The organism is Verrucomicrobiia bacterium, from assembly GCA_036268055.1.
Lineage (GTDB): Bacteria > Verrucomicrobiota > Verrucomicrobiia > Limisphaerales > Pedosphaeraceae > DATAUW01.
On the sequence record DATAUW010000020.1, the window covers coordinates 1 to 25,156 of the forward strand.

Below are 25,156 nucleotides of genomic sequence, written 5' to 3' on the forward strand. Positions count from 1 at the left end.
GACTTCATCCTGGAATCGGCGCAATGACTGAGTGATTCCCTCGTAAATAATTTCCTTGCGGCGACGCAGGCGGACCTTGCCCTTGGCGATGCGTCCGCTGGAAACGATGCAGCCGGCAACCGGCGCGCCCTTGGACAATTCGAAAACCTTGCGCACTTCCGCCGAGCCGATGATGACTTCCTTGAGAATCGGATCGAGCAGACCCGCCATGGCTTCCTTCACCTCGTCAATCAACTCGTAAATGATGGCGTAAAGTTTGATCTGGACGCCTTCGTGCTTGGCCTTGTCCGCCACGCCACTGTCCACGCGCGTGTGAAAACCGAGGATGACAGCGCTCGAAGCCGAAGCCAGCGCCACGTCCGATTCGGTGATGGTGCCGACCGCGCTATGGATGATTTCCAGAGTCACCTTGTCGGACTCGATTTTCTTCAATGCTTCCACGATGGCTTCCACGGAGCCTTGCGTGTCCGCTTTGACAACAATTTTGAGCGTTTTACCCTGTTGCGATTGCAAGGTGGCAAACAGATTTTCCAGCGTCACTTTGCCTCGCATCGCCTCCAGGCCTTCTGCCTTGGCTTCCAGCATGCGTTGTTCGGCCAGGTCGCGCGCCGCTTTTTCGTCTTCCACGACACTGAATTCGAGGCCGGCTTCGGGGACGCCGTTCAAGCCCAGCACTTTCACCGCGACGGAAGGGCCGGCTTCCTTGAGCCGCTTGGCTTCCTCGTTGATAAGCGCGCGCACGCGCCCATAAAACTGGCCGCAGAGGATGACATCGCCGACGCGCAACGTGCCTTTGCGCACGAGCACGGTGGCGGTCGGGCCGCCGGGTTCGAGGCCGGATTCAATCACGTTGCCTTTGGCGCGGCGGTTGGGGTTGGCCTTCAACTCCAGCAAGTCCGCCTGGAGCAAAATCATTTCAATGAGTTTATCCACGCCTTGTTTTGTCAGCGCGGAGACGTCTACGTAAATCGTATCACCGCCCCAATCGTCCGGCACGAGGCCCTTGTCCTGCAATTGCTGGCGGACTTTCAGCGGGTTGGCGTTCGGATGGTCAATCTTGTTGACGGCGACGAGAATCGGAACTTTCGCCGCCTTCGCATGGCTCAACGCCTCGAGCGTTTGCGGCATGACGCCGTCGTTCGCCGCCACGACGAGCACCACGATGTCCGTGACATTCGCGCCGCGCGCGCGCATGGAACTGAAGGCGGCATGGCCGGGCGTATCAAGAAAAGTGACCTGCGCGAGTTCTTTTTTCCGCTCCGGATGCGGGAAGGAAATTGTGTAGGCGCCAATGTGCTGGGTGATTCCGCCGGCTTCACCGGCCGCGACATCGGACTTGCGGATGACGTCCAGCAAGGTCGTTTTGCCATGGTCGACGTGTCCCATGATGGTGACGACCGGAGCGCGAGGTTTCAAGTCCTCGACCTTGTCCTCCATGTCGAGTTCGACCTTCTTGATCGGTGCGTGGACCACGCCGCCGCCGCGTTCGCGTTTTTCAACTTCGAACCGGAAACCGTGCAGTGCGCAAACTTTTTGGGCGGTGGCTTCGTCAATCGCCTGATTGACCGTGGCAAAAACGCCCAGCTTCATCAGGTCGCCGATGACAACGAAGGGCTTCTGCTTCATCTGTTCAGCGAGATCGCGAACCACGATGGGCGGCTTGATGATGATGACCTTGGCATCCGCCGGCAGGGAAATTTTTGGGCCGGATTCTTTGAGGCCCGGACCTTTTTGCGGCGCTTTTGCCCCGGGCATGGAAGGACCCGCGGGCGCCATGGGACCGCCGCGAAAGTTTCGAATATCGCCGCGCTTGTTAAAGTCGGTCCGACGGTCAGGCTGCTGCTGCCGCGGTTGTTGTCCGGGAAATTTTTGGGCCGGCTTTTCCACCGGTTTCGGTGCGGGCTTTTGCGGCAGTTGAATGAAACCAACTTTCTCGCCCACCTGCGGTTTCGGAGGCGGCGGCGGGACGACCGGCTTCGGCGCAATGACCGGCGCGGGCGGCGGAGGCGGTTCTACGACGGAGGTCGCCATGACCGGCTCGGCAATATCTTCTTTCCTGGTTTCGAGTGGCGCAGGCTCGGCTCCGTTTGGGACGTGGACCGGCTCGGGCGGTGCAGGCGCCACTATTTCAACGGGCGCGGACGGAGGAGGCGGAGGAGGAGCGGTGATGATTACGATTTTTTCCTCCACTACGGGCGCTTTGGGCGCTTCCGGCGGCGGCGCGTTCAGCCGGGCGGCGATGTCAGGATGATCCTTAAGAAGCTCGTTTTCGAGGTATTCGGCGCTGATTTTATCGAGCGAACTGGAGGCGACCTTGGCGGCGGTAATGCCCAATGTCTTGGCCTTGGAGATGATGTCTTTGTTCTCCAAACCAAGTTTCTTCGAAATGTCGTAAATACGAACGGGCATAATCTATATCGTCACTTTCTACGGGCCAATTTTGCAAACAAGCCTTCATAGGCCTAACAGCGTAACATAAGCGCTATTCATTTTCCAAACATTCAATTCAGGCGGCCGGGGCTTCACCCACGTCACCCAATTTAAATTTCCGCCGCGCGGCTTCAGCACGCACAGCTTCCATGATCGCGCCCGCCTGATCGCCGATTTCAGGCATCTCGGCAAGGTCGCTATCGTCCGCCTGCAACAAATCTTCCAAACGTGTCAAGCCGTGGTGAACCAGCACATCCGCTTGCTGTTGTGTGATGCCGGGAATTGCGGCCAAAGTCTTCACTGCCTGCGCGACCTTCTCTTCAAAACCCATCGTGACTACGACTTCCGGCTCGATATCCACTTGCCAGCCGGTGAGTTTCGAGGACAGGCGGGCATTCTGGCCGCGCTTGCCGATCGCCAGCGAAAGCTGATCTTCGCTGACCACGATGCGGACGCGGCGATTGGCCTCGTCCACTTCAAAAGATTTCAACTGCGCCGGCGCGAGGGCGTTGGTGAGGAACACTTTGATGTTCGAGTCCCAACGGATGATGTCCACTTTCTCGTTGTTGAGTTCGCGGACAATATTCTTCACGCGCTGGCCGCGCAGCCCCACGCATGCGCCGACTGGATCCACTTTTTCATCGCGAGTATAGACTGCAAGCTTGGTGCGAAAGCCGGGTTCGCGGGCGATGCCCTTGATCTCGATCGTGCCGTCGTTGATTTCCGAAACTTCAAGCTGGAACAACTTGATGACGAAGCGCGGATCGGCGCGGGACAAAATGATTTCTGGTCCGTGCGGGCCGTTCTCAACGGCCTTGACGTAACAACGGATGCGTTCGCCGATCTGATATTCTTCGGTGGGCACGCGCTCGCGGTTCGGCAGGAGCGCTTCGTATTTGCCCAGGTCCACGCTGACGTCCGACCGGTCAAACCGCCGCACGACACCACTGATAATGTCACCCACGCGATCTTTGAACTCGGTGAAAATCAACTGCTTCTCCGCACGGCGGATGTGTTGCATCAACGACTGCTTGGCATATTGAGAAGCGATGCGGCCGAAACCCGCCGGCGTGACTTCCACTTCCAGTTCGTCGCCGAGTTGGGCGTCCGCCTTAATGCGTCGGGCATCGAACACCGTGATCTGATCGTGCTTGGAAAGAACTTTTTCGGAGACCATGAGTTTTGCGAAGGCCTTGATATCGCCACTCTTGGGGTCAATGACGCAACGCAGTTCACGCGCCGGGCCGACCGCCTTCTTGGCAGCAGACAACAACGCTTCCTCGACCGCAGCTACGAGGATCTCGCGGCTGATGCCCTTCTCGCGTTCCCAGAATTCCAGGACTGCTAAAAAATCTGCGTTCATATAATCTTCGACGGCACGTTGGTTCACCCGGTTAGGGGAACAAAAAAGTCGGCAGATTTAATTCTCCGACTCGCGCGCGCTGGCAAACCAGCCATCTAGTACCGTTCTAGTAAGCATAATGAGTTCCGCGTTCGCGTCAAGGTGCAAAATCCAAACTCCAGTGTCTTTTGAAAGCCGCTGTATCGTGAACGCTTTATCCCGAAATCTTCGCCGCAAAACTTTTTGCAATTTTTCCCCGGCTGTCCCAATCTGCTTCCATGACGCAACCGCTCGCGCTCGTCTTATACGAAAAATTGCTGCCCGGAACCCAGCTTGTGAACCGCCTCCAGGACCTGGGCTATCGCGTGGTCACCGTGAATGCCACCGAGTCCCTTGTCGAATGCGCCGTGCGCGAAAAACCCATGCTCGTTTTCACTGACCTCGTTGCGCGCCGCATCAATGTGCCCGAGGCCATCACGCAGCTTCGCCAAAATTCCACCACGAATCATCTTCCCGTCATCGCCTTTGCCGACGATAAAAATGCCACACTGCAATCCGCCGCCCGCGAGGCCGGCGCCAACCTCGTCGTGAACGAAGCCGCCGTGCTCAACCACCTCGAACAATTTCTCGAACAGGCACTGCAACTTGATTAACACGCAAGACAATTCCTTAAGTCATTTTTAATTTTTAATTCCCCCCATGACTCTTCCCACCATTAAGTTGAATCAAGGTATTCACGTGATGCATTTGTTTTACCGTATTGACCGCGTCCGCTGGTCGCAACTATCCGTCGGCGATTCCGCGCTCGCGAGCGCCAAGCTCGAAAAGCTTTGCGCCGCGAACGCCAATGTCTCTCACCCGCGCCTCGTCACCTACACGAACATCAGTGGCAAGGCGGATTTGGTTTTCATGCTGCAAGCCGCCGAGCTTGGCCAGATCGCACAACTGCATCGCAACATTGAAGATTGTTTTCCGCCGGGAACGCTGACGCCGGTGTTCAGCTACATCAGCGTCACCGAATTGAGCGAATACATGCCGACGGAGGAAGAGAGCCGCAACATGCTCATCAACCACGAAAAACTTTCACCCGATAGCGACGCCTTCAAGACGAAGATGGCCGAATCCGCCAAGCGCCGCGCTGATTACGAGCACTACCGGCTCTATCCCGAACTGCCCGATTGGGAAATCATGGCGTTCTATCCAATGAGCAAGCGCCGGCTCGCCGCCGATAACTGGTATAGCCTCGATTTCGATGCCCGCAAAAAATTGATGGGCGGTCACGCGCGGGTTGGCCGCAAATTCGCCGGGCGCGTCTCGCAACTGATCACTGGTTCCACTGGCCTGGACGAATGGGAATGGGGCGTGACCCTCATGGCCCACCAACTCGATCCCATCAAGGACATCGTCTATGAAATGCGTTTTGATGAAGTGACCGCGCGCTATGGCGAGTTCGGCCCCTTCTATATTAATATGCGACTCGCTCCGGCGGCGCTTTGGACACATCTGCATCTGTAGAGTGGTGAGCAATAGAGTGGATAGGTCGTTATAAACCATTCCTCGAATTCCGAACGGCTATCTGGGTTGTGATATTTTGTTTTACAATTCCACTCACGCCGCCTTGGCCCTTGATGTCGTCAGCCATTTCATCGCTAAAATCCTAAAACTAATGCTTGACCGCCGTTGGATAAGCTATAGTATTCCAACAAATTTGAGTCGTATTATGGGCGACAAGAAGTAATTCGTTTGGACACAAGCTGCACGCACAGCATGTGTCCTTTTTGCTTTTTTAGCCGCGCACTCAAGCATCTCAGGAGAAAACTATGGCAAGCGGTAAAGTCAAATGGTTCGATAACAAAAAGGGGTTCGGGTTTATCGCCCAGGATTCCGGTCAAGACGTCTTTGTTCACCACACCTCCATCCTCGGTGCTGGTTTCAAGACCTTGAACGAAGGGGAAGAAGTGAGCTTCGAAGTGGTCAGCAGTGACAAGGGACCCAAAGCTCAAAACGTCCAGCGAGTTGTAGCCTAGACATCCTTCCGACTTCAACACTAAGAGCCTCCCGCCGTTCGGCTGGAGGCTTTTTCGTTTTCCACCAGTAGCCGGGTTTATGGCCGGGTCAAGATTTAAGCCAAAGCTTTTTATTCACGACCGTCAAAAAATAGGTTATCCTTGGGCATGCTTGAGTCGTTCGCCAGCCCGGTTTCCAGCCTTTACGTGCATGTCCCTTTTTGCGCGCAGAAATGCAATTACTGTGCTTTCTATTCTGAAGCCTCGAACGGCGAACTCATCGAACGCTATGTCCAGTCATTGATCCGCGAACTCGAATTGGTTGCGTCCGATCTTCGTCCGCGCACGATTTTTTTCGGCGGCGGCACTCCTTCGCTGCTCAATCTCCGGCAATGGCAGCAAATCCTCGAGACGATGCATCGTATCGGTTTGAGCGGTGCGGCGGAATGGACCGTCGAATGCAATCCCGCCACCGTTTCGCTCGACAAGGCGAAACTCTTGCGCGAGCACGGTGTCAACCGCATTTCAATGGGCGTGCAATCCCTCAACGAAGCGCTGCTCGACCGCCTTGGCCGCATCCACAGCCGCGAAATGGTTTTCAAGTCCTTCGATATTTTGCGCGCCGCCGGCTTTGACAATGTGAATCTCGACCTCATGTTCGCCATTCCCGGTCAGACGCTGGATATCTGGCGCGAGACTTTGCGCGAAGCTACCGCGCTCGGTAGCGAACATCTTTCCAGCTACGAAGTAATTTACGAAGACGACACGCCGCTCTACGCGCAACTCAAAGCCGGCGAGTTCGACGTGGACGAAGACCTCGCCTGCGCCATGTACGAAGAATTGATCAGCCACGCGACCCAGGTTGGTTTTCAGCAATACGAAATCGCCAACTTCGCCCAAAACAATGTGTCTTCCATTAACGCAAACAAATTTTCCATAGCATCCAAAAACCCCATCCCCAATTCCGCACTCCGAATTCCGCACTCCGCACTTCCCAACCGGGCTTGCCAGCACAACGTCAACTACTGGCGCGGCGGATCCTTCTACGGCCTCGGCCCCAGCGCCAGCGGATACGTCCGCGGCATCCGCACAAAAAATGTGCCGAACACCCAGCGTTATTGCGAACAACTGGAGCAGGGGAAACGCGCCATCGAAACCAGCGAAGAACTTTCTCCGCGCGCGCGTGCCGGAGAAATCGCGGCCTTCGGACTACGCATGAACATTGGCTGGCCCTTTGAACAATTTCAAAATGTCACTGGCTGGGATTTGCGGCGCGAATGGTCCGGCGAAATCCAGCAGCTTGAATCGCGGGGCTGGGCCCGTTCCGATTCCGAACGCTTCCAACTTACTTCGGCTGGCCTCCGCTTCGCCGATAGCGCCGCCGAACTTTTTTTGCGCTGACGTAAAATAGTTTCCGATTTCCTCTTGGCGTTCTCTCGCGAAGGCGTAAAATATTTACGCATGAGCAAGGACAACCGCATCCTCCACGTAGATGGCGATAGTTTTTTCGCCAGTTGCGAAGTGGCGTTGAATCCGAAGCTCGAAGAACGGCCCGTCTGGGTCGGCGGTGGACGCCGGGGAAACGGCATCGTCATCGCCGCCAATCGCCTGGCTAAAGTGCATGGCATCAAGACCGGCATGGCGTGTTTCGAGGCCAAGAGCCGCTGCCCCGAAGGTGTGCAATGCCGTCCCCACTACGACGAATATCGCCGTCTCTCACAGGAGATGTTTCGCATTCTCGAAGAGTATTCACCCACGCTGGTGCCGATCTCGATTGACGAAGGCTTTCTCGATCTGAGCACGATGGATCAACACGTTTGGCGGCACACCACACCGCTGGCTTACCTGCGCGAAATCGGCGAGCGCATCCGCGTGCAAATCCGTTTACCCGTCTCCGGCGGACTCGCCAATTCCTCCCGGCTCGCCAAGCTCGCGACCGATGCCGTCAAACCCGGCTTCATAGAAATCCCTGTCGGCGAAGAAAAAGAATTTCTCCGCGATCGTCCCGTGCGCGAACTTTCGGGCATCGCCAAAAATCGCGAACGCGCTCTCGCGTCGTTGAACGCCCGCACCTTTGGTGACGTCGCCAAACTTCCTTCCATGTTATTGCGCCAACGGTTTGGCATCTGGGGTCAACAGCTTTGGCTTTTCGCCAATGGCCGCTGGCAGGAGCCGTTGATTCTCGACGCCAAGGATCGCACTACTATTTCCAGCAATACCACGCTCCCTTATAACGAACCCGATTACGAAGCTGGGCTGGTTTTTACCTTGAGCGAAGCCATTCGCCTTGTCGGCCAGCTTCGGCGTGAGCAATTACAAGCGCGCGAAATGAGCGTGACCATTCGGTTTGATGATTTCAGCGAAGTGGGCGCGAACTATCGTTTCAAGCATCCGCAGTTTCGCAATTCCGTCATCACCACCGCACTCGAGGATCTTTTTCGCGACGTGATGACGCACGCGAGCAAACCGATCCGCCAGATCCGCATCGCATTTTGGAATCTCACGCGCCTTGATACGCAGCCCACGCTTTGGGGCAAGACCGAGGCCGAACGCTGGGGCGCGCTGGACGAGGCGGCGCATCGCATGAACCAGCTATTCGCGCGGCCGGACAAACCCGCGCTCATGACCGGCGCGCAACTTGCCTTGCGCCAGCTTGACGACGCCCATAAAAATCCCAAATCAAAATGTCCCTTCGCGCCGCAACGGGAAATTGTCAAAAAACTTTGGGGAACCGATGCCGACCCGCTGGCGAATAAAGGTGACTGGGAAAAACGCCTCGGCAAAGTCAGCAAACAAATCCAATTCAATCACTGAGGCGTTCTGTATCCGTTCCGATCTCCGCGCTTCCGGGCTTCACGGTTAAAATTAGTTCTGTCTTTCTTTCAGCTTAAAATCCAAATACGCAAAATTCATATTCCCCTCCGCCAACACTCGCAGCGTCAACACGCTGGTTCCTTTCGGCAAGTTGACGTCAGCCGCGTTCGTCAACATATTCCAATGATGCCATTGACGCCACGCAATCGGCTCTGCGGCATTTCGGGTCGAGGGAATCATGATCGGGCCGCTTAACGGCTTGCCATTACGCTCCAGCGAAATCGTCCCGCCTCGGTTGGAGGTATATAAAAGGTCAACCGCGTAAGTGCCGGCGCGCTCGACATTCACCGTCAGGTTGAACCATTCGCCAGGTTCCGTCCAACCGACGTATAATTGCCCTTCAGGTGGGGCGACGAGATTGTAAGGATTGTTATCAATCGCATCGTGAAATTTGGTGTACGAAATATCCACGCCTTCGCGCATGCGAAATTCATTGAGATACGAACCATTCGCGGGATTCAAACCACCGCTGCCATTATTCCTTGCGTCGGAGTCGTGATAGGCCACGCCTTCGCCGCCGCGATCGTAATAGGCGCACTGCACGCGACCAGGAATTTTTTGCGCGCCGCCGTGATACACATTATCGCTGAACGGCGAGCCATGATAGCCCTGCCAGCCGGCCGAAGCGCAACCACTCAAATAAATTCCGGCGAATGCCAGCGCAAGTGATGTCCAGGCAAATTTGAAATTAATTTTCATGCTCGAAGATGGGTTCCTCTATGCAAAATGGGTTTGCTGCATTCTATGGGTGCTTTCGCCCGTGAGGAAACGAAAAATCTCCATGACCTTTCAAAATTGACAAACACGCATAGTCCCTTAGCATATATTCACAACCGAACAACCATCGCGAACCCGCACTAAAATTATGAAAAAAATCGCTGCTGCAATTATTGGTTTGTCTTTCCTCGTGATGACCCTGTCCGCCGTGGCGGACGACAAAGTCCAGACCATCACCGGTGAAGGTAAATGCGCCAAATGTTCCCTGCACGAAACCGCCAAGTGCCAGAACGCTTTGCAGGTGGAAAAGGACGGCAAGACCATCACCTATTACCTCGTGCAAAATGATATCAGCAAAGACTTCCATGAAAACCTTTGCAAAGAGAACAAGAAGATCACGGTGACGGGCACAGTCGCCGAAGTGGACGGAAAACAACAAATCACGCCAACAAAGATTGAATTGGCCAAATAAGCATTCAGGATTTTTTAAAGCGCAAACGCCCGCCTTCTTTGGTGGGCGTTTTTTATTTTACGCTTATACACAAACCAAGGGCGTCATCTCTCTCGCCCCGCCAAAAGCGGGTGAGGGAATTCGATTCCGCTGAAAGCACCGTCAAATTTTTCTTCCCTCGCCGCGCATCTCCGTGAATCATGCCTTATGCGCATTGGCTTCATGACCGACGCCAGCTTGCCGCGGCTTGATTGGGCGCGCCAGCATGGCTTTCGTTCCATCGAGTGGAATCGTTTCGACATCAGTCCCGCCGGCCCGCACCAGAGCGACTGGCGTTCCTTCGCCGATCAATTTGGTGCGGAAGCCAAGTCTCGCGGCATCCAAATTTCCGCCATTGGCGCATTGTATAAAAATCCGCTCGATCCCAAACAAAGCGAATATGCCCGCGCCACCTTTCTTCGCGCCATCGAAGTCGCTGCGCATCTCGGCATCAAAACGGTCGCCGGTTTTCCCGGAGCCGTGATCGAGATGACCGTCAATCCGCGCGGTGAAAATCCGGTTTACAAACCTTTCGAGCCATTTCTTCCGCGCCTCTTGGAATTTTGGGAACCCATTGCCCACATTGGCGCTGAACGCGGTGTGCGCATCGCCTTCGAGCATTGCCCCATGAGCAATTATCACTTGCCGATCATGGGTTTTAATATGCTTTCGCAGCCCGCGATGTGGGAACGCCTTTTCAACGAAACCAAATGCGAGAACATCGGCATCGAATGGGACGCCAGCCATCTCATCTGCCAATTCATTGATCCCATCACGAACATTCACAAATTCGGCACGCGCATTTTTCACGTGCATGCCAAGGACGCCTACATCAATCGCCATTTGCTTGAAACTTACGGCATTTGTCATCCAGGCGTTGCGGAACATCGGATGCCGGGATTTGGCCAATCGAATTGGGCGGAGATCATCCATGCGTTGCTGCGTGCCGGTTACGATTCCGATTTGAACATCGAAGGCTGGCATGACCCGGTCTATCGCGATCACGATTCTACGCCGCCGGAAGATGTTAAGCTTGCCGCGACGAACCGCCAGGTCGGGCAAAAACTTGAGGACACCGGTTTGCTCATCGCCAAGCGCACGCTCGAGCAATTCGTTCCGCCGGAGCCATAATCGGGCAAGACTAATTTGAACGGCGTATGTCCGCACCCGCGCATCGCGAATCGCCCGTTTCAGATTACCTTAGCAACCTGCTCGCGCGCATTTTTACGCGCTCGGAAAATTTCGTTGCTGGACGCTACTGGCATCTCGAAACGCTTTTTCTTGCCGTGCTTTTCTCCGTGCTTTTCTCTGCTGGCGTGGACGACCGCCTTTACGAAGTCAACAACAACCACTACTACCCGTCCTATTTCAAAAAAATCGAGCACCCGCTCCTCAATCTGGCCAGTCAATACGATCCGTGGACCCACGATGCAAAACTTAATTTTCGCCTTACGGTTCCCGTATTGTTGCACATCGTTCATTGGCCCATCGAACAACGCTGGATTCTTCCGGTGTTAACCGCCATCGCCATCTGTGGAATTATTTTCGTCTCGTGTATTTTCACCACACGCGTCACCGGCGATCGCGTCTGCGGGCTTTATACCGCGCTGGGCGTGAGTTGCACTTACATGGGTTCCTTCGGATTCACGATGTACTACGATGCCATTGCCCTTGCCCAACTCACGCTGGCGATGTTGCCTGGTCTTCACTGGTTTTTCCGCGCTGTGCTGGTTTTTTCAGCGGCTTTCACCGACGAACGTGCATTCATCGCCGCGCCTATTTTGTTGGTTCAAAGTCTGTATTCGACGGATCCAAATGCACCGTTGCGTCCGCGATTTTTTCGTGCTGATTCACTTGCGGTTGTTGGTGGGATGGCGGCGTATTGCGTTGGTCGCGCGCTGTTAGTGAAATTCGCCGGACTGAGTTCGCCGATGGCGGGCACTGGCTTTGGAAACCTGCTTGCCAATTTGCCATACTATCACGCCGGAATCTGGCTGGCGCTCAAAGGCGGCTGGCTATTGATATTCGTCGCTTCTGTGGCGCTTTGGCAACGCCGCGAAGTATTTCTGCTCCTGTTTTTTCTCGGCGCAGCAGGGATTAGCATCATGGGCGGGCTATGTGTGGAAGACGTCATCCGCAGCACATCGTACGTATTCCCTGCGTTGCTCGTTGCGATTTTTTTGATCAGTCGCCGTGATACGGCTTACGCGCTCCGCTGTTATTGTCTCGTGGCATTCGTCATTTCCGCAGTGGCGGGGAATTATAATATTTGGCGCAGCGAAATTTCCTGGTTTCAACCCATCGCGGTGAAAGTGATTCACGCGGGACTTCAATTCCTGCTCTCGCCTTTTGTCACGAAATGAACCACCCGCCTCGATCAACTTTCTTCGCGGCAGTGTTGGGATTCATCCTTCCCGGCACCGGGCAAATGTATTGCAAGCAAGATAACAAGGGAGTCTTTCTCATCGGATTTTTTCTCCTTGGCCATTGGGCCACGAACGGAATATCGAGCTTGTTTCTCTGTCCGGCAATGGGCCTTGATGCCTTCCTGATTGCCCGCAAAATAAATCGCGGTTTGGGCGTCGCACGCTGGGAATTTTTTCCTGGTATTAAATTCCTCAACCGTCTTCCCCAGCGAGTGATGCCGCTGGCCATCGTGATTCTTCTGACAACTATCACGATCATTCGCATCCTGATTTACGCGTCCGATTATCGAGTTGGCGAATGACGATTATCTCTGCCGCAGAATAGTCGCGCCCGTGTGACCGTCTTCGGCGAGTGGATCAGCGCCGAGGCTTGCCGCCACGACATAATTATCCTGCACCCATTTCCAAATATCATAACCAAAATTTCCGGGCGTTCCGAAACGTCCTTTGCCGAATTCCTCCAGGTTGCGTGAAATCAGCACGACAAAATCCGGATGCTTCAGCCGCATCTGGCGCAATAATTCTACTTCGTGATCCCCGCGCATCCATCCCGGTTCAACAGTACGATGCCGCGAAAGATAATTGATCATCGTGCCTTCGGGCAGCACCAGAACAGTGGCGTCTGCGGGAACCGCGCGCAGTTGTTCCACCGCCCAATTCACCACCGCGCCCGTTCCGTCAATCGTCCGCGATGTCGAATAAAATCGGTCGCGGCCTTCGCCCACCGGTTCCGTCTGATCGGCGCGAATGGCGTGAGAGGTCTTGGCGAAAGCTACGCAATAGGATGCAAGCACCAAGCCAGCAAGCGAGGTGGTCAGCATCCGGCCTCTCCAACCCTCGCCCGTGAGATGCGACAGTTCAGAAACCATCATGGCCGCAACGACCATTCCCGCGAGCGCCGCTTGAAAAAAACCCAGGTGATAAACGCGGGCGTATAAAGGCATTCGCGCCAGCATTGTGCCCGCCAGCAATACCAGCAAAAATCCCATGACGGTACTTTCGCGCGGGCGTTTTTCGTCGCGAATTTCCCGGCGAAGCCTGATCAGCATCCACACGAACGCAACGGTGATCAATAAAGGCAAACATTTTCCCACGGAGAACCAGCGGTTGTTCTTCATCACACTGTCCAGGAATCCGATGGCTCCAAAGGAGATGAGAAGCGCGATCGTGCGCCGCCGGCGGTTAAACAACCATCCGACGGACCATAATGCGGCAAGTAGAAGCAATGCCACCGCACCCGCAGAAATTTCATGCCAGGCGTTTGTTCCCGCGTGATCGAATCCCGAAAGGCTTAGTTGCTGGCCCGACTCGCTTTGGATGTGTCCGACGAAAATAACGAGCCATGCCTGGCACGCATCCGTGATTGCAAGCGCCCAACTCTCGCGCCGGGCGAACCAGACGGTAAAAAAGAGCGTTGGCAACACCACGCCCAACGCGAGCAGAAAAAATTCCGCAACGGTCACGGGCTTTTTTTGTGCGAACCGCAACGCCAAACCCGCCGCGCCCAACGCGCCAGCCGCCAGCATGAATTCCGGTTTTATGACTGCCGCCATTCCGCCGCATAAACCCAGAGCAAACGTGAGTTTCGTTGACGGCTCGCGGCACCATTTGGCGGTTATCAACACAGCCACGAGAATCAGGAGCATTCCGTGTGTGCTCTCGGAAGAGTAGGGCGTCGCATAATTATAATTTCCCACCGCAAGCAAATGGAGGAAGGAAAATATGGAAAGGAAAAACGCCAGCGCCGCCCACGCGCCGAGCTTGCCCCACGCTTTTCGGAACGCGAGATACACGAGCACTGCGAACGCGGCATAGATGATCAAATTTGCGGCGACCAGCACCATAATTCCCGGGCCGAAGATTTGAAAAAGCGTGGCATTGAAGAACACGGACGCGGGCCCATAACTCCAGACGAAATCGTGATACAAAAGCGCGCCTTGTGAGACCCGCCACACGACGTAGCATTGCTGCCCAAAATCCACGATAGGATCCGGCCATTTGCGCCACGAATCCCAAAGGAAATAAACGGCCATGAGCAGAAGCACACCGATTCCGACGGCTTCTCCGCGGCGTTGGAAAAATTTTGCGAAGGCCAACTCAGACGAGGACGATAGCGATTTTTCAACCGGCGAGTTGGGCGACTGCATGCGGGATAAGTTGCCTTGGCCGGTCACATTGGCAAGCCCAGAATATTTTTAAACGAAGCTCTCAGCGTGAAAAATTCAGTGCGAAGCGGTATTGAAAGCGTGGGCGAAATCCATCAATTCAGTTTCATTGAGATCTGATACCGCCCAATAGATCATGTCGCCATCTGACCAGTGGACTAAGTGAAAACCTTGCCGCGACGGTAGCGCCGCGGGTTGAGAAGAAGTTTGTTTACTTGGCCAGATGAAAAGATTGATGATGTGTTTGTGATGTTGAAAAATTAATGCCGCAACATTTCGACCGTTGAGATAATCCAATCGCCCGCCGACGAGCGGAAAATCCTGCGCCGCCAGATCGCGCACGGGCGGTGAGAAATCAACCTTGCCGTTGAACCAGGGCTTAACCGTGTGCTGGTCCGTCGAAACGACATCCATGACATGATTTGCCATCATCGAACGGATGTGCTCGGAAACAATTTCATCGGCCAGACGATTTTCCTGTCCATGTGGGATCGTCATGGTGAGCAAGAGCGCCAGGCAAACGGCGAATGCTCCCGAGAATGCCGTCGTCAGCCAATTCCAACTCCATGCCGCGCGGGTGGAGATTCTTTTGGCGGGTGAGGGCAGGGAAGCCTTGATGCGTTGCCGCAGGTCTGCCGGCGCAGCAAAATAAAGTGCGTCCTGCTTGAGTGATTTTTTCAGCGCGCGAATATTTTCCCATGCACACTTGCACTCAGCGCAACTCTGGACGTGTTGTTCTAGTTCCAAAGTTCTGGCCGCATCCAGCTCGCCGTCAGCATAGGCGTTAATGAGAAGGTTGGTGTCGCGGCAATTCACGATGGGCCTCCCGGTTTGAATTCCGCGGCCAGCCGGTGTTGAAGAAGCTTGCGTGCTCGCGCCAGCCGCGACATGACTGTTCCGATCGGCACGTCCGCCAGTTCGGCGATTTCTTTGTAACTAAATCCTTCCATTTCGCGCAGAACGACGATTTCCCGAAACTCCACCGGCAATTCCGCAATGGCTTGCCGCACCAGTTCGGCATCGGCGGTGGAATTGCTCACGGCGTTCGTTTCGATCAGTGCATCTTCGTTTGCCAAAGTTTCATCATTGATCTCGACCATAGTTTCCTGCGGGCGGTTTTTTCGCAGCCATGTGTAAAAAGTATTTCGCACGATGGTCAGCAGCCACGCGCGCGCATTCTCGCCGCGAAAGTTTCCGAAAAAGCGGAACGCCCGCAACGTGGCTTCCTGCGCCACGTCCTGCGCGTCGTGATCATTTCCCGCCAGCCAGCGCGCGAGATTGTAAGCCGCATCCAAATGCGGCAGCACCGTTTGTTCAAATAAGTTCAATCGTTCGCGCTCGTCCACCGGGACCATTTTTTGCCCATGTCGTCGTATAGCAAGACCAAACTTCCGTCTATTTTTATTCCCGATATTTTGCAGGAATAAATGGTGGCAATATTCGGTCTCCATCAGTGCCGGAGAAATTTACCAATGAAAAAAAGTCTCAAGTGTGTCGGATGGATGGTGAAGGGATTTGCCATTGAAATAAAATTCTCCGAGCCGGGAATAAATCCCATGAAGGCCCGGTCTGGAGAGCAGACCAATTTAAAAATCTATGAACAAGAAACCAAATAAAATCAAAGAAGTGCGTCATCTGGCAGCCGAAACCGAACATCTGGATCACGATCATACCGTTGACGGTGTTGATCGCCGGGGTTTTCTCAAGTGCATGGCGTGGGCGGGGACGGGGATGTTGTGGACCGTCGCCGGCGGCGTGCTTGGCTCGAAAATATTGAGTCCGGCCAACGCCGTGGCAGCGGACATTTCGACTGCGGCCGCGGGTGATTTCAGCTTTGTTCAAATCAGTGACAGTCACATCGGTTTCAACAAGCCGGCCAATACGGATGTCATTGGCACGCTTAAACAGGCGATTGCCAGGATCAACTCCTTGCCTACCGCGCCTGATTTTATTTTGCACACGGGCGACCTTTCGCATCTGGCAGAGCCGGAGGAATTCGACACGCTCGATCAACTACTCAAGATCGCGCGCGCGGGCCAGATTTTTTATGTGCCGGGCGAACACGATGTCATCAATGACAACGGCAAAGGTTATCTGGCGCGTTACGGCAAAGGCTCGAAAGGCAGCGGGTGGTTTAGTTTTGATCAGCGCGGAGTTCATTTTATCGGACTGGTCAACGTGATGAATATAGCCGAGGGCGGATTGGGCATATTGGGTGAAGATCAACTTGCGTGGCTCAAGGATGATCTCAGTGCGCTTTCCAATAGCACGCCGATTGTGGTTTTTGCGCATGTGCCGTTGTGGACGATTTATCCGCAGTGGGGTTGGGGCACGCAGGACGCTCAACGCGCGCTTGACCTGATGAAGCGTTTTGGCTCAGTCACGGTTTTGAACGGGCATATTCATCAGACGATGAAAAAAGTAGAGGGCAACGTGACGTTTCATACGGCCACCTCGACCGCGTTTCCGCAACCCGCTCCCGGCGCAGCGCCCAAGCCTGGCCTAATGAAAGTCGCGCCGGAAATTTTGCCGACGGTTCTTGGCATCACCGAAGTGAGTTATATGGAGAGCTCGCATTCGCTGGCGATCGTGGATGCCAAACTCGGCTAAAAATTTGCGACGCATGAATCAAAATTATTATTTGCTGCGTGGGGCAAAATTTTTGCTGTCGCTTGGGATTGTCACCGCCGGGATGATTTGCGCGGCATTCGCGGACGTGTTGCCGGTTCCGCCTATGGGCACGCCAGGGAACCAGGGTTATAAATTATTCATGCTGAATTGTGCGCATTGCCACGGCACGGATGCCCGAGGTGATGAAGGCCCTGATTTACATGGCGTGCTGAAGTCCGATCAACGCCTCACGAACATCATCCAAAATGGCATCAAAGGAGAGATGCCAAAATTCGGCGCGAAACTCAGCGCGGCGGATACGCAAGCATTGATCGCTTTTATTCGGACGTTGAAAGAATAGGGATGCCGTTTGGCAATTCGCCGAGGTTGGGTTAGACTCGAATTTCGGAAACAAAAACGACTACAACCAATACATTATGAAACGAAATGCATCCGCAGTCTGGACCGGCGATTTGAAAACCGGCAAGGGCAGTCTTACCGCCGACAGTGGCGTCCTCACGGACACGCCCTATTCTTTTACCACGCGCTTTGGGGATGTGAAGGGGACCAATCCCGAGGAACTTATTGCCGCCGCTCACGCTGGTTGTTTCACCATGGCCACCGCCGCCAGCCTGGGCAAAGCGGGTTTCACTCCGGATAAACTTTCCACGACGGCCGCGTTGACGCTTGAGCAGGTGGACGGTAACTGGACCATCACCACGATCAACCTCGTGATGACCGCAAAAATCCCAAATATAACGGCGCAAAAATTTGCGGAAATTGCCGCCGATGCCAAAGCGAATTGCCCCGTGTCGCGGGTGTTGAAGGCGAACATTACGTTGGATGCAAAGCTGGAGTCTTGATCTCGGTCGCGGCTCTTTACATGATTCGGTCCATTAGTGGCGCGCCATTGCAATAACGATACAGGTTTGCAAGGAAATGCGACACCAGCGCTTCGGCTTCGGCGCGTTGTCCGCCGCCAATGTGGGGCGTGATAAAACAATTCGGCGCGGATAAAAGCGGATGTCCGGGCGGCAATGGCTCGGGCTCCGTCACGTCCAACCACGCGGCGCCAAGATGGCCGGAGTGAAGGGAATTCGCCAGGGCGGATTGATCCACCGTCGCGCCACGGCCGATGTTGTAAAGGATCGCGCCGGGCTTCATAGCCGCCAGCCGTTCGGCGGAAATAAAATGCGCCGAGTCTTTGTTTGCGGGAAGAATATTTACCACGTGATCGGCATCGGCCAGTGCTTGCGGTAATTCCGCCTCGGAAATAATGCGCACTGTTTCATCGCCGCGCGCCTGGCGGCGTAATGCCACCAAGTCCATTTCAAATGGCCGCAACATTTCCGCCAGCTTCACCGCGATCGCGCCGAATCCAAGCAGCACAACTTTTTGCCGCAACAACAAAGTCGAAGTGCCGCGAAAATCCACCCACTCGGGCGACCCACTGGCGCAGTTCGAGCCCAGCGCCGAGGGCAGTCTTCGCGCCTGGGCTAGCATGAAGGCGAGGACATGTTCCGCGCAGGGTTGCGCATAGACCGTGGAGCTGTTTGTGGCGATTAATCCGCGCGTCTTCGCAAGGGAGCGAAATTCCGGGGTGTCATAACGCGTATAACCGGCGCTGGTCAGGTGCATCCACCGGAGCCGCGAAGAGCCCGCGATGTTCAGCAGGTCCGGTTGTCCGAAGGCAACCTCGGCTTCGGCGAACGTGGGATCAGCCTCCGATTTCGCGAGGACAGAATTCCCGGGCTTTGAAGGAAAAATAAGTTCGTTTGTACCGACGCCTGTTTTCAACAGTTTCAAGGCCGAATCGGTTAATGGCGCATCGGAAAAAATTTTGAGCATTTTCATGCAAGACAACGACAATCGCGCTGCAAGGGCGAGTCTGCAACGGAGAATATTTGAGAGAAATGGTGCCCCGGCAAGGATTCGAACCTTGGACCAATTGATTAAGAGTCAACTGCTCTACCAACTGAGCTACCGAGGCAACCAAATTATTTTCAATAGCATTCGAAGCATCTGCGCTTCGCATTCTTTATCGTATCGCGTCTGGCCACTTTTGCAAGACGCTGAATCTCTTCCATACGTTAAGAGCCGCGTATTTGACGCAAGCTGCAGGTCAAAGGCAAGCTAATTCGACAGCTCATTCGTCAGGCTTTGGAAGGGCTATTTATACCGTTTTTAGATCAAATGATTTAATTTGCCAGGCATGAAGGAGAAAAGAAATGGCCGACAAGGAATTGCACTTCAAATTTACCATCGAAATTTTGGCCAGTGGGCGAAAAAACCTGGGCCTCGCGGATTTTTTGTGCCGAACCACAGCATCTTCGCGAATGAAATGGAAGCAGCTTGCAAGTTTAACACACGGGTTGCTCTCCCGCTTGTTCGCCCGTACATTTCTCAAATGAAAATCCTGCCTCGATTCTGGTGGATGCGATTTTTTCTATTGCCGCTCGTGTTCTCATTGGCCGTGCCGGTGCGCGGCGGCGATGGGAAGGAAAATTCCGCGACCAATGTGCCGCCTTATGAAACGCGCGCGAAGCATGACCCGGACGGCATCGGCAAATTTTATCAAGGCCGCGAGATTGCGCAGGTCATGGGGCATGAAGGCGCATCGTGGCTGGAACGTTCCGATCGCGAGGCTGAGGAAAATCCGGCATTGCTGGTGGCTGCCTTGCATTTGAAACCGGGCGATGCGGTTGCGGACATCGGCGCCGGGACCGGTTATTACAGCCGGCGACTTGCGCAACAAGTCGGGCCCGGCGGGATCGTGTACGCCGAAGACATTCAGCCGGAGATGTTGCAGCTGATGACGAATAAAATGGCGGAGGCGGGCATTCACAATGTAAAGCCAGTGCTCGGAACCATCACCGATCCCCAGCTTCCGCCCGCGTCAGTGGATTTGATTCTCATGGTGGATGTCTATCATGAGTTCGATCATCCGGCGGAAATGACGGCGGCGATGTTGCGCGCGCTCAAGCCGGGCGGACGGCTGGTGTTCGTGGAGTTCCGCGGCGAAGATCCGCAAGTCCGCATCAAGCCATTGCACAAAATGACCGAGGCGCAAGTGCGCAAGGAAATGTCGGCGTTCCCGGTCAAGTGGGTGCAAACTCTCGAAGTGCTGCCGATCCAGCACATCATTATTTTTCAAAAATAACGTGCCCGGCGGCGCGTGAAAATTATTTCTTCGTGCCGGTGTCGTCGGACTTCGAGGAGGAATCGGTAACAGTTCCCGCCGGAGCCCCGGCATTGAGTTGCGAGAGGATGGTATCGGTCATATCATTCTCGCCATTGTTATAAAGCAGGATGGGAGTCTGATTGATGCTCTCGGCGGCGGAATCAATCACAAGGCTGTAACCGGCGGCCTTGGCCTTGGCGGAAATGGCGGCGCGGATGTCCTTGAGAATGTCATCGCGCATGCGCTTCTTGGAAGTGTCGAGCTGCTCGCGCGCATTTTCTTCAAACTGCCGCATAGTGTTTTCGGTGGTCTTGATTTCAGCAAGCTTGGTCTCGGCGGCAGTCTTGCGCTTGTCGCGTTCCTCGGCGGTCACGGACTGGTCATTGGCCGCGGCGACGAGCTTGGTGTACTCGTCCTGCTGCTTGACGTAGTCATCGCGAAAACCTTTGTATTCCTTGTCCATGCCCGTGCCGCGTTCCTTGAGGGCAGCCTCGGCCTGTTCGCGCTTCCAGTATTTGTCAAACACCTTGCGCAGATCAATCGTCGCGACGCGCCCCTGGGCCATCGCTGGTGAAACCGCAGAAACCAAAAAAACAAAAAGCAATGTTACGCTAAGAATTCTTTTCATATATACCTTTAAACTAATCAAAGCGGACGGCTGAAACCAGCCCCAAATTGGAATTTTCCGCCGTTGCCGTTGAACGTGTCGTGATGAAGCGGGATGCCGTAATCCAATCGCAACGGCCCCAGCGTCGGAATGCTCAGGCGGATGCCGAAACCAAAATCGTCACTGTAAGCCCCGGTGTTGCCCGCCGGGAACGCACCAAACGAGAACGGCGGAGAGAACGGCGGCAGAACCTGGCCGGGGGCGATGAAGCTTCGACCCTGCACTTCCTGGCCACCGTTGCTGTAGGCGCGAGTGGAGACATTGCCGATGTCGTAGAACAATGCAAAGCTCAGGCGGCTGATGATCGGAATGGTATATTCCGCGGAGGCGAACCAATAAGTATCGCCGCCGATGGGTTCAAACAACTGACCGTCCTGCGAAACTTCGCGCGGGCTGACGCCGTGGTAGTCAAAGCCGCGCAAGGAATCCTGACCGCCGAGGTAGAAGCGATCGTAGAAAGGAACATCGCCACCGCTCACCGATTGCGTCACGCCCGCTTTGCCGGAAATTTCCAGCGTGTGATCTTTGGCGATGCCGCGGAAGAACCACGACGATTTCAATTCGAGCCGGTAATAATTGCGGTCGCCCACGGACATCGTCCCGGCTAATTGCGTCTCCTGGCCTTTGTTGGCGAGTTCGTAGGAATTCCGCGTGTCATAGGTAAGGGACGCGCCGAAACGGGAAACGATCGTATCGCCCGCGTTTTGAAGAATGGAAGTGGGAGCGTTGGTGTTGACATTGAAGATGCCAATGTCTTCCACATTATAACTAACGCTGCCGATCAGGAAATCGCTGCCGAGCGCGCGCGTCAGACTCACCTTCGCGCCGGTGCGGGCCACATCATAAAGACTATCGAGGCTCACGAAGTTTTGCACCGAGCGATAAAGGTCAACACCCAGGGCGAGCTTGCGGTTCAGGAACCACGGCTCAACGAACGAGACCAAATAATCCTGCAACTCCGTGCCGAGTTGGACGCGCAAACGGAATTTCTGGCCGCCACCGGTGAAGTAAGGCGGATGGAACAAATCGAAATTCGCCTGGCTGACTTCAGCGTAAGCAAAAATACTCTCGACCGTATTGAAGCCTGCGCCGAAGGTGAAATTACCGGTGGATTTTTCATCCACGCCCACGATCAGGTCGTCGTGGTTCGGCACATCGGTTCCAGCAGGCTTGGTATCCACCTTCTCGAAGAACGAGAGACCTTCAAGACGTTCCTTGCTGCGGCGGATGCGCACCATGTCAAAAACATCGCCGGGAGAAACAGCCAATTCGCGGCGGATGACTTTGTCCTTTGTCTTGACGTTGCCTTTGATCAGGATTTTTTCGATGAAAACCTTATCGCCTTCTTCGATGTTATATTCCAAATCCATCGTGCCAGTATCCGTGTTCGGGATGCGGGTCACGTTCAGGTTGGGAGTTTGATCACGGACATTTATATATCCCTTCGCGCCGTAAAAATCCTCGATGGCCTTCGTATCATGTTCGAGATGGTCCGGCGTGAACGTCAGGCCCACGTCCGCTTCAAGACCGTGGACACCGATTTTTTCCTTCGAGCGGCTTTCGACATGTTCGCGCTTGAGGCCCTGGATGATTTGGTCGGTCGTAAAAAGTTTGTTTCCCTTGATGGTCACCGAACCGACTTTGTAAGGATGGCCTTCAAAAATGACGAACTCGATCCGCATCGTCTTCGGGGTGGGATTGATGAAGCGAACTTCCTTGATCTCGAAATCAATGTAGCCGGCGTTGTGATAAAATTCGATCAGCTTCTCCTTATCATCCTCGAACTGGTCTTCCTTGTAGATGCCGCTGCGTGTGAGCCACGAGAACATCCAGTGCTTGCGAGTCTTGATGACGTGCCGCAATTTTTTCAGCGAGAAGGCATGCGCGCCGTTGAAATCCACTTCCGTGATTTTGATCTTCGGCGTTTCCTGGATCTGGAAAGTGACGTTCGCGCGGCCGGCTTCATAATCAAAATTGCCGAGCACATATTTTACCGTCGTCCGCTGGTAACCGGATTTTTCGTAAGCCTTCTGGATCTCCAAACAGTCGTTAAAAAGTTTTCGCTCGTCCAACGGGTCGCCGATTTTGGACGTCAATTTTTTCATCAACTTCGCAGTCGTGAATTTTGTGTTCCCCTGGAAGGTGATGCCCGTGAGCCGGAACTTGCCCTGCAGGATGTAAGTCAGCACCACGCCCTGATCGTTGCGCTGATCGGTCACGCGGATGTTGGAAAAGAAACCGGTGGCGTAAAGATTCAGGACATCGTGGTCCACGCTCGCCGCGATATAAATGTCGTTCGTCTTGACGTGGATGTTGGCGCGGATGAGTTCGTCACTGGCGACCTGCGGGCCGACGTTCGTCACGACGATGGCGGCGATTTTCTCGTAACCAGTTTGGGCCGATGCCGCCGGGAGCCAGCAGAAGAACAATAGCAGCCAGAGGCCGCCGTGGCGGATCAACAATTTCATCACTTATTTTTCAGTCGGCACATCTTCATCACTGACTTTCGCTGCACTCTCAAACCGCGTGTACGATTTGAGGAACGTCAAATGGACATCCCCGGTCGGGCCGTTGCGTTGTTTCGCGATCAGCAGGTTCACCGGCACCGCATCCTGCTCCTCGCCGCCCGCGGCGTCATCACTATCGTCCCGGCTGGGCTTATACAACAGACACACGAGGTCGGCATCTTGCTCAATCGCGCCGGATTCACGCAAGTCCGAAAGTCGCGGCTTGCGGTCCTTGTCCTTCTCGAGTTCGCGGTTCAACTGGCTTAGGACGATGACGGGAACATCCAGTTCCTTCGCCAGCGACTTGATTCCATTCGAGATGTCCGCAATCTCCTGCTGCCGGTTCTCTGCCCGGCGCGCAGTAGAATGGAGGAGTTGCAAGTAGTCAATCACAAAGAGCTTAATGCCGAATTGCTGCGACATCCGCCGGGCCTTGGCGCGAAGCTGCAAAATGGACAACCCGGAAGAGTCATCAATAAAGAGTGGCGCGCTCGCCAGTTTGCCGGCGGCGCCCGTCAGCTTCGGAAAATCGCGCTCGGCAAGGAAGCCTTCGCGGACATTGCGCAGGTTTACCCGGGAACGCGAACACAGCATGCGCAGCACCAGCGAGTCCGAAGTCATTTCCAAACTGAAAACTCCCACGGGAATTTTTTCCTCGATGGCTACGTGCTCGGCAATATTCATCGCGAGCGAAGTTTTGCCCATGCTCGGTCGCGCGGCGACGACGATCATTTCACCGCCGTGCAATCCGCTGGTCATTTTGTCCAGATCGGGAAATCCGGTGGCGACACCCGTAAGCATTCCCTGGCGCTGATGATAATCTTCAATCGTGCTGATCGCCTTCTTGACCAGCTCCTTGATTTTGTCCGTCTTGCCTTCGACGCGCGTTTCGCTGATGCGCAAAATATCGCGTTCCACTTCATCGAGCAAACCGTCCACTTCGCCCTCATGCTCGTACACCCGCGCGACGACATCCGTGCAAGTCTGGATCATTTTGCGCAGGACAAATTTCTCGAGAACGATGTCGAGGTAGTAACTTAAATTCGCCGCGGACGGGACGGTGTCGGGCAGGGAATTGAGATACACCAGCCCGCCGACTTCTTCGAGGCGTTGCTTATTTTTGAGACGTTGCTGGAGCGTGATGATGTCAATGGCCTCGCGCGTGTCGTACATCTCCGTGAGCGTTTCAAAAACCACCTGGTGGCGCAGATCATAAAAAACCTCGGCGCCGGATTTGAATTTCTCCACGCACTCGCCGATGCATTCGTTCGGGGAAAGCAGGATGCAACCCAGGACGCCTTGCTCCGCCTCGGGCGAGTGCGGGGGCAGGCGGTCAACGCGCGACGCAGCCTCGGAAAATCCCGATTTCTTGCGGCGGGATTTTTTCAAGTCAGGTGCGCCGTCCGCGCCTTCGGATGCTGAGTCAATCATCCCACAAGCAAAACGAAATTTGCGGAGTGAAGCAAATTCAATCCTCGCGCGATGGCCAAATCTTAATAACACGCATTCACAAGTTGTTCACAAACGCATAAGTTTTTAAACTTTTTGCGAATTGCCAGGCCGCGAAGGTTTAGCGTTATCGGCAACCAACTTTCGGTGCTGCCGCTTAAATATTTTTTCCCTCCGTTAAGCGAGCTTATCCGGACTTACGCGAACTTATCCGAGCCAACGCGAACTTATCCGAACTTTTTGGCTCGTTTGGCATCTTGAAGATCCGAACCAAATGGCGTTTTTTATCCAT

23 protein-coding genes and 1 tRNA gene are annotated in these 25,156 nt (G+C 54.6%); 13 read left to right on the forward strand and 11 right to left on the reverse strand.

The window, feature by feature from the left end; translation table 11 throughout:
• Positions 1-2,409, reverse strand: a 2,409-nt coding sequence (gene infB, locus VH413_14185; protein HEX3799840.1) for a translation initiation factor IF-2, incomplete at its 3' end; no start/stop codon positions are given.
• Positions 2,410-2,506: 97 nt separating this feature from the next.
• Positions 2,507-3,793 carry a transcription termination factor NusA gene (nusA, locus tag VH413_14190; GenBank protein HEX3799841.1) on the reverse strand — a complete coding sequence of 429 codons (1,287 nt, stop codon included), beginning with the start codon at positions 3,791-3,793 and terminating at the stop codon, positions 2,507-2,509.
• Positions 3,794-4,050: 257 nt separating this feature from the next.
• On the opposite strand from nusA, the gene VH413_14195 reads away from it, so the two are divergent.
• The 5 genes from VH413_14195 to VH413_14215 all read left to right on the forward strand — a co-directional run bounded on the left by VH413_14195 (position 4,051) and on the right by VH413_14215 (position 8,592).
• Positions 4,051-4,425, forward strand: a complete 375-nt coding sequence (locus VH413_14195; protein HEX3799842.1) for a response regulator — start codon at positions 4,051-4,053, stop codon at positions 4,423-4,425.
• A gap of 46 nt (positions 4,426-4,471) precedes the next feature.
• Complete coding sequence (locus VH413_14200; protein HEX3799843.1) at positions 4,472-5,287, forward strand: chlorite dismutase family protein; 816 nt, start codon at positions 4,472-4,474, stop codon at positions 5,285-5,287.
• 305 nt (positions 5,288-5,592) lie between these two features.
• Entirely contained in the window at positions 5,593-5,799 is a 207-nt protein-coding gene (locus VH413_14205; protein HEX3799844.1) for a cold-shock protein, read from the forward strand.
• A gap of 147 nt (positions 5,800-5,946) precedes the next feature.
• Positions 5,947-7,179 carry a radical SAM family heme chaperone HemW gene (gene hemW, locus VH413_14210; protein HEX3799845.1) on the forward strand — a complete coding sequence of 411 codons (1,233 nt, stop codon included), beginning with the start codon at positions 5,947-5,949 and terminating at the stop codon, positions 7,177-7,179.
• A 60-nt stretch (positions 7,180-7,239) separates the two neighbouring features.
• Positions 7,240-8,592, forward strand: coding sequence for a DNA polymerase IV (locus VH413_14215; protein ID HEX3799846.1), 1,353 nt, complete (start codon positions 7,240-7,242; stop codon positions 8,590-8,592).
• Positions 8,593-8,643: 51 nt separating this feature from the next.
• On the opposite strand, the gene VH413_14220 is transcribed toward VH413_14215, so the two are convergent.
• Positions 8,644-9,351 (reverse strand): carbohydrate-binding protein, encoded by a 708-nt coding sequence (locus VH413_14220; GenBank protein ID HEX3799847.1) that lies wholly within the window; start codon positions 9,349-9,351, stop codon positions 8,644-8,646.
• Positions 9,352-9,517: 166 nt separating this feature from the next.
• On the opposite strand from VH413_14220, the gene VH413_14225 reads away from it, so the two are divergent.
• From VH413_14225 to VH413_14240, 4 genes are all read left to right on the forward strand, one after another.
• A complete protein-coding gene (locus tag VH413_14225; GenBank protein HEX3799848.1) occupies positions 9,518-9,841 on the forward strand; it encodes a DUF6370 family protein in 324 nt (107 codons plus the stop codon).
• A gap of 186 nt (positions 9,842-10,027) precedes the next feature.
• A complete protein-coding gene (locus VH413_14230) occupies positions 10,028-10,990 on the forward strand; it encodes a sugar phosphate isomerase/epimerase (protein HEX3799849.1) in 963 nt (320 codons plus the stop codon).
• A gap of 26 nt (positions 10,991-11,016) precedes the next feature.
• Complete coding sequence (locus VH413_14235; protein ID HEX3799850.1) at positions 11,017-12,222, forward strand: hypothetical protein; 1,206 nt, start codon at positions 11,017-11,019, stop codon at positions 12,220-12,222.
• Complete coding sequence (locus tag VH413_14240) at positions 12,219-12,587, forward strand: hypothetical protein (protein ID HEX3799851.1); 369 nt, start codon at positions 12,219-12,221, stop codon at positions 12,585-12,587. The genes VH413_14235 and VH413_14240 overlap by 4 nt, the downstream gene beginning before the upstream one ends.
• A 3-nt stretch (positions 12,588-12,590) precedes the next feature.
• Here the strand turns inward: VH413_14240 and VH413_14245 are convergent, their stop codons facing one another.
• The 3 genes from VH413_14245 to VH413_14255 form a co-directional block, all read right to left on the reverse strand.
• Positions 12,591-14,432 (reverse strand): hypothetical protein, encoded by a 1,842-nt coding sequence (locus VH413_14245; protein ID HEX3799852.1) that lies wholly within the window; start codon positions 14,430-14,432, stop codon positions 12,591-12,593.
• Positions 14,433-14,507: 75 nt separating this feature from the next.
• Positions 14,508-15,266 carry an anti-sigma factor gene (locus tag VH413_14250; GenBank protein HEX3799853.1) on the reverse strand — a complete coding sequence of 253 codons (759 nt, stop codon included), beginning with the start codon at positions 15,264-15,266 and terminating at the stop codon, positions 14,508-14,510.
• Positions 15,263-15,805 (reverse strand): sigma-70 family RNA polymerase sigma factor, encoded by a 543-nt coding sequence (locus VH413_14255; GenBank protein HEX3799854.1) that lies wholly within the window; start codon positions 15,803-15,805, stop codon positions 15,263-15,265. The genes VH413_14250 and VH413_14255 overlap by 4 nt, the downstream gene beginning before the upstream one ends.
• Positions 15,806-16,046: 241 nt before the next feature.
• Between VH413_14255 and VH413_14260 the strand changes: the two genes are divergently transcribed.
• From VH413_14260 to VH413_14270, 3 genes are all read left to right on the forward strand, one after another.
• Complete coding sequence (locus VH413_14260) at positions 16,047-17,060, forward strand: metallophosphoesterase (protein HEX3799855.1); 1,014 nt, start codon at positions 16,047-16,049, stop codon at positions 17,058-17,060.
• 13 nt (positions 17,061-17,073) lie between these two features.
• Positions 17,074-17,421, forward strand: a complete 348-nt coding sequence (locus VH413_14265) for a cytochrome c (protein ID HEX3799856.1) — start codon at positions 17,074-17,076, stop codon at positions 17,419-17,421.
• Between the two features lie 76 nt (positions 17,422-17,497).
• Entirely contained in the window at positions 17,498-17,923 is a 426-nt protein-coding gene (locus VH413_14270; protein HEX3799857.1) for an OsmC family protein, read from the forward strand.
• A gap of 16 nt (positions 17,924-17,939) precedes the next feature.
• Here VH413_14270 and VH413_14275 read toward each other — a convergent pair whose 3' ends face one another.
• Positions 17,940-18,914 (reverse strand): D-2-hydroxyacid dehydrogenase, encoded by a 975-nt coding sequence (locus VH413_14275; GenBank protein ID HEX3799858.1) that lies wholly within the window; start codon positions 18,912-18,914, stop codon positions 17,940-17,942.
• 60 nt (positions 18,915-18,974) lie between these two features.
• Positions 18,975-19,050, reverse strand: a tRNA-Lys gene (locus VH413_14280).
• A gap of 417 nt (positions 19,051-19,467) precedes the next feature.
• Here VH413_14280 and VH413_14285 point away from each other — a divergent pair.
• A complete protein-coding gene (locus tag VH413_14285) occupies positions 19,468-20,220 on the forward strand; it encodes a class I SAM-dependent methyltransferase (GenBank protein HEX3799859.1) in 753 nt (250 codons plus the stop codon).
• 22 nt (positions 20,221-20,242) lie between these two features.
• On the opposite strand, the gene VH413_14290 is transcribed toward VH413_14285, so the two are convergent.
• Genes VH413_14290 through dnaB form a run of 3 tightly spaced genes read right to left on the reverse strand, consistent with a single transcriptional unit; the run spans position 20,243 to position 24,846 of the window.
• Positions 20,243-20,869 (reverse strand): OmpH family outer membrane protein, encoded by a 627-nt coding sequence (locus VH413_14290; protein ID HEX3799860.1) that lies wholly within the window; start codon positions 20,867-20,869, stop codon positions 20,243-20,245.
• Positions 20,870-20,886: 17 nt separating this feature from the next.
• Entirely contained in the window at positions 20,887-23,376 is a 2,490-nt protein-coding gene (gene bamA, locus VH413_14295) for an outer membrane protein assembly factor BamA (protein ID HEX3799861.1), read from the reverse strand.
• Between the two features lie 3 nt (positions 23,377-23,379).
• Positions 23,380-24,846 (reverse strand): replicative DNA helicase, encoded by a 1,467-nt coding sequence (gene dnaB, locus VH413_14300; protein ID HEX3799862.1) that lies wholly within the window; start codon positions 24,844-24,846, stop codon positions 23,380-23,382.
• Between the last annotated feature and the right edge of the window lie 310 nt (positions 24,847-25,156).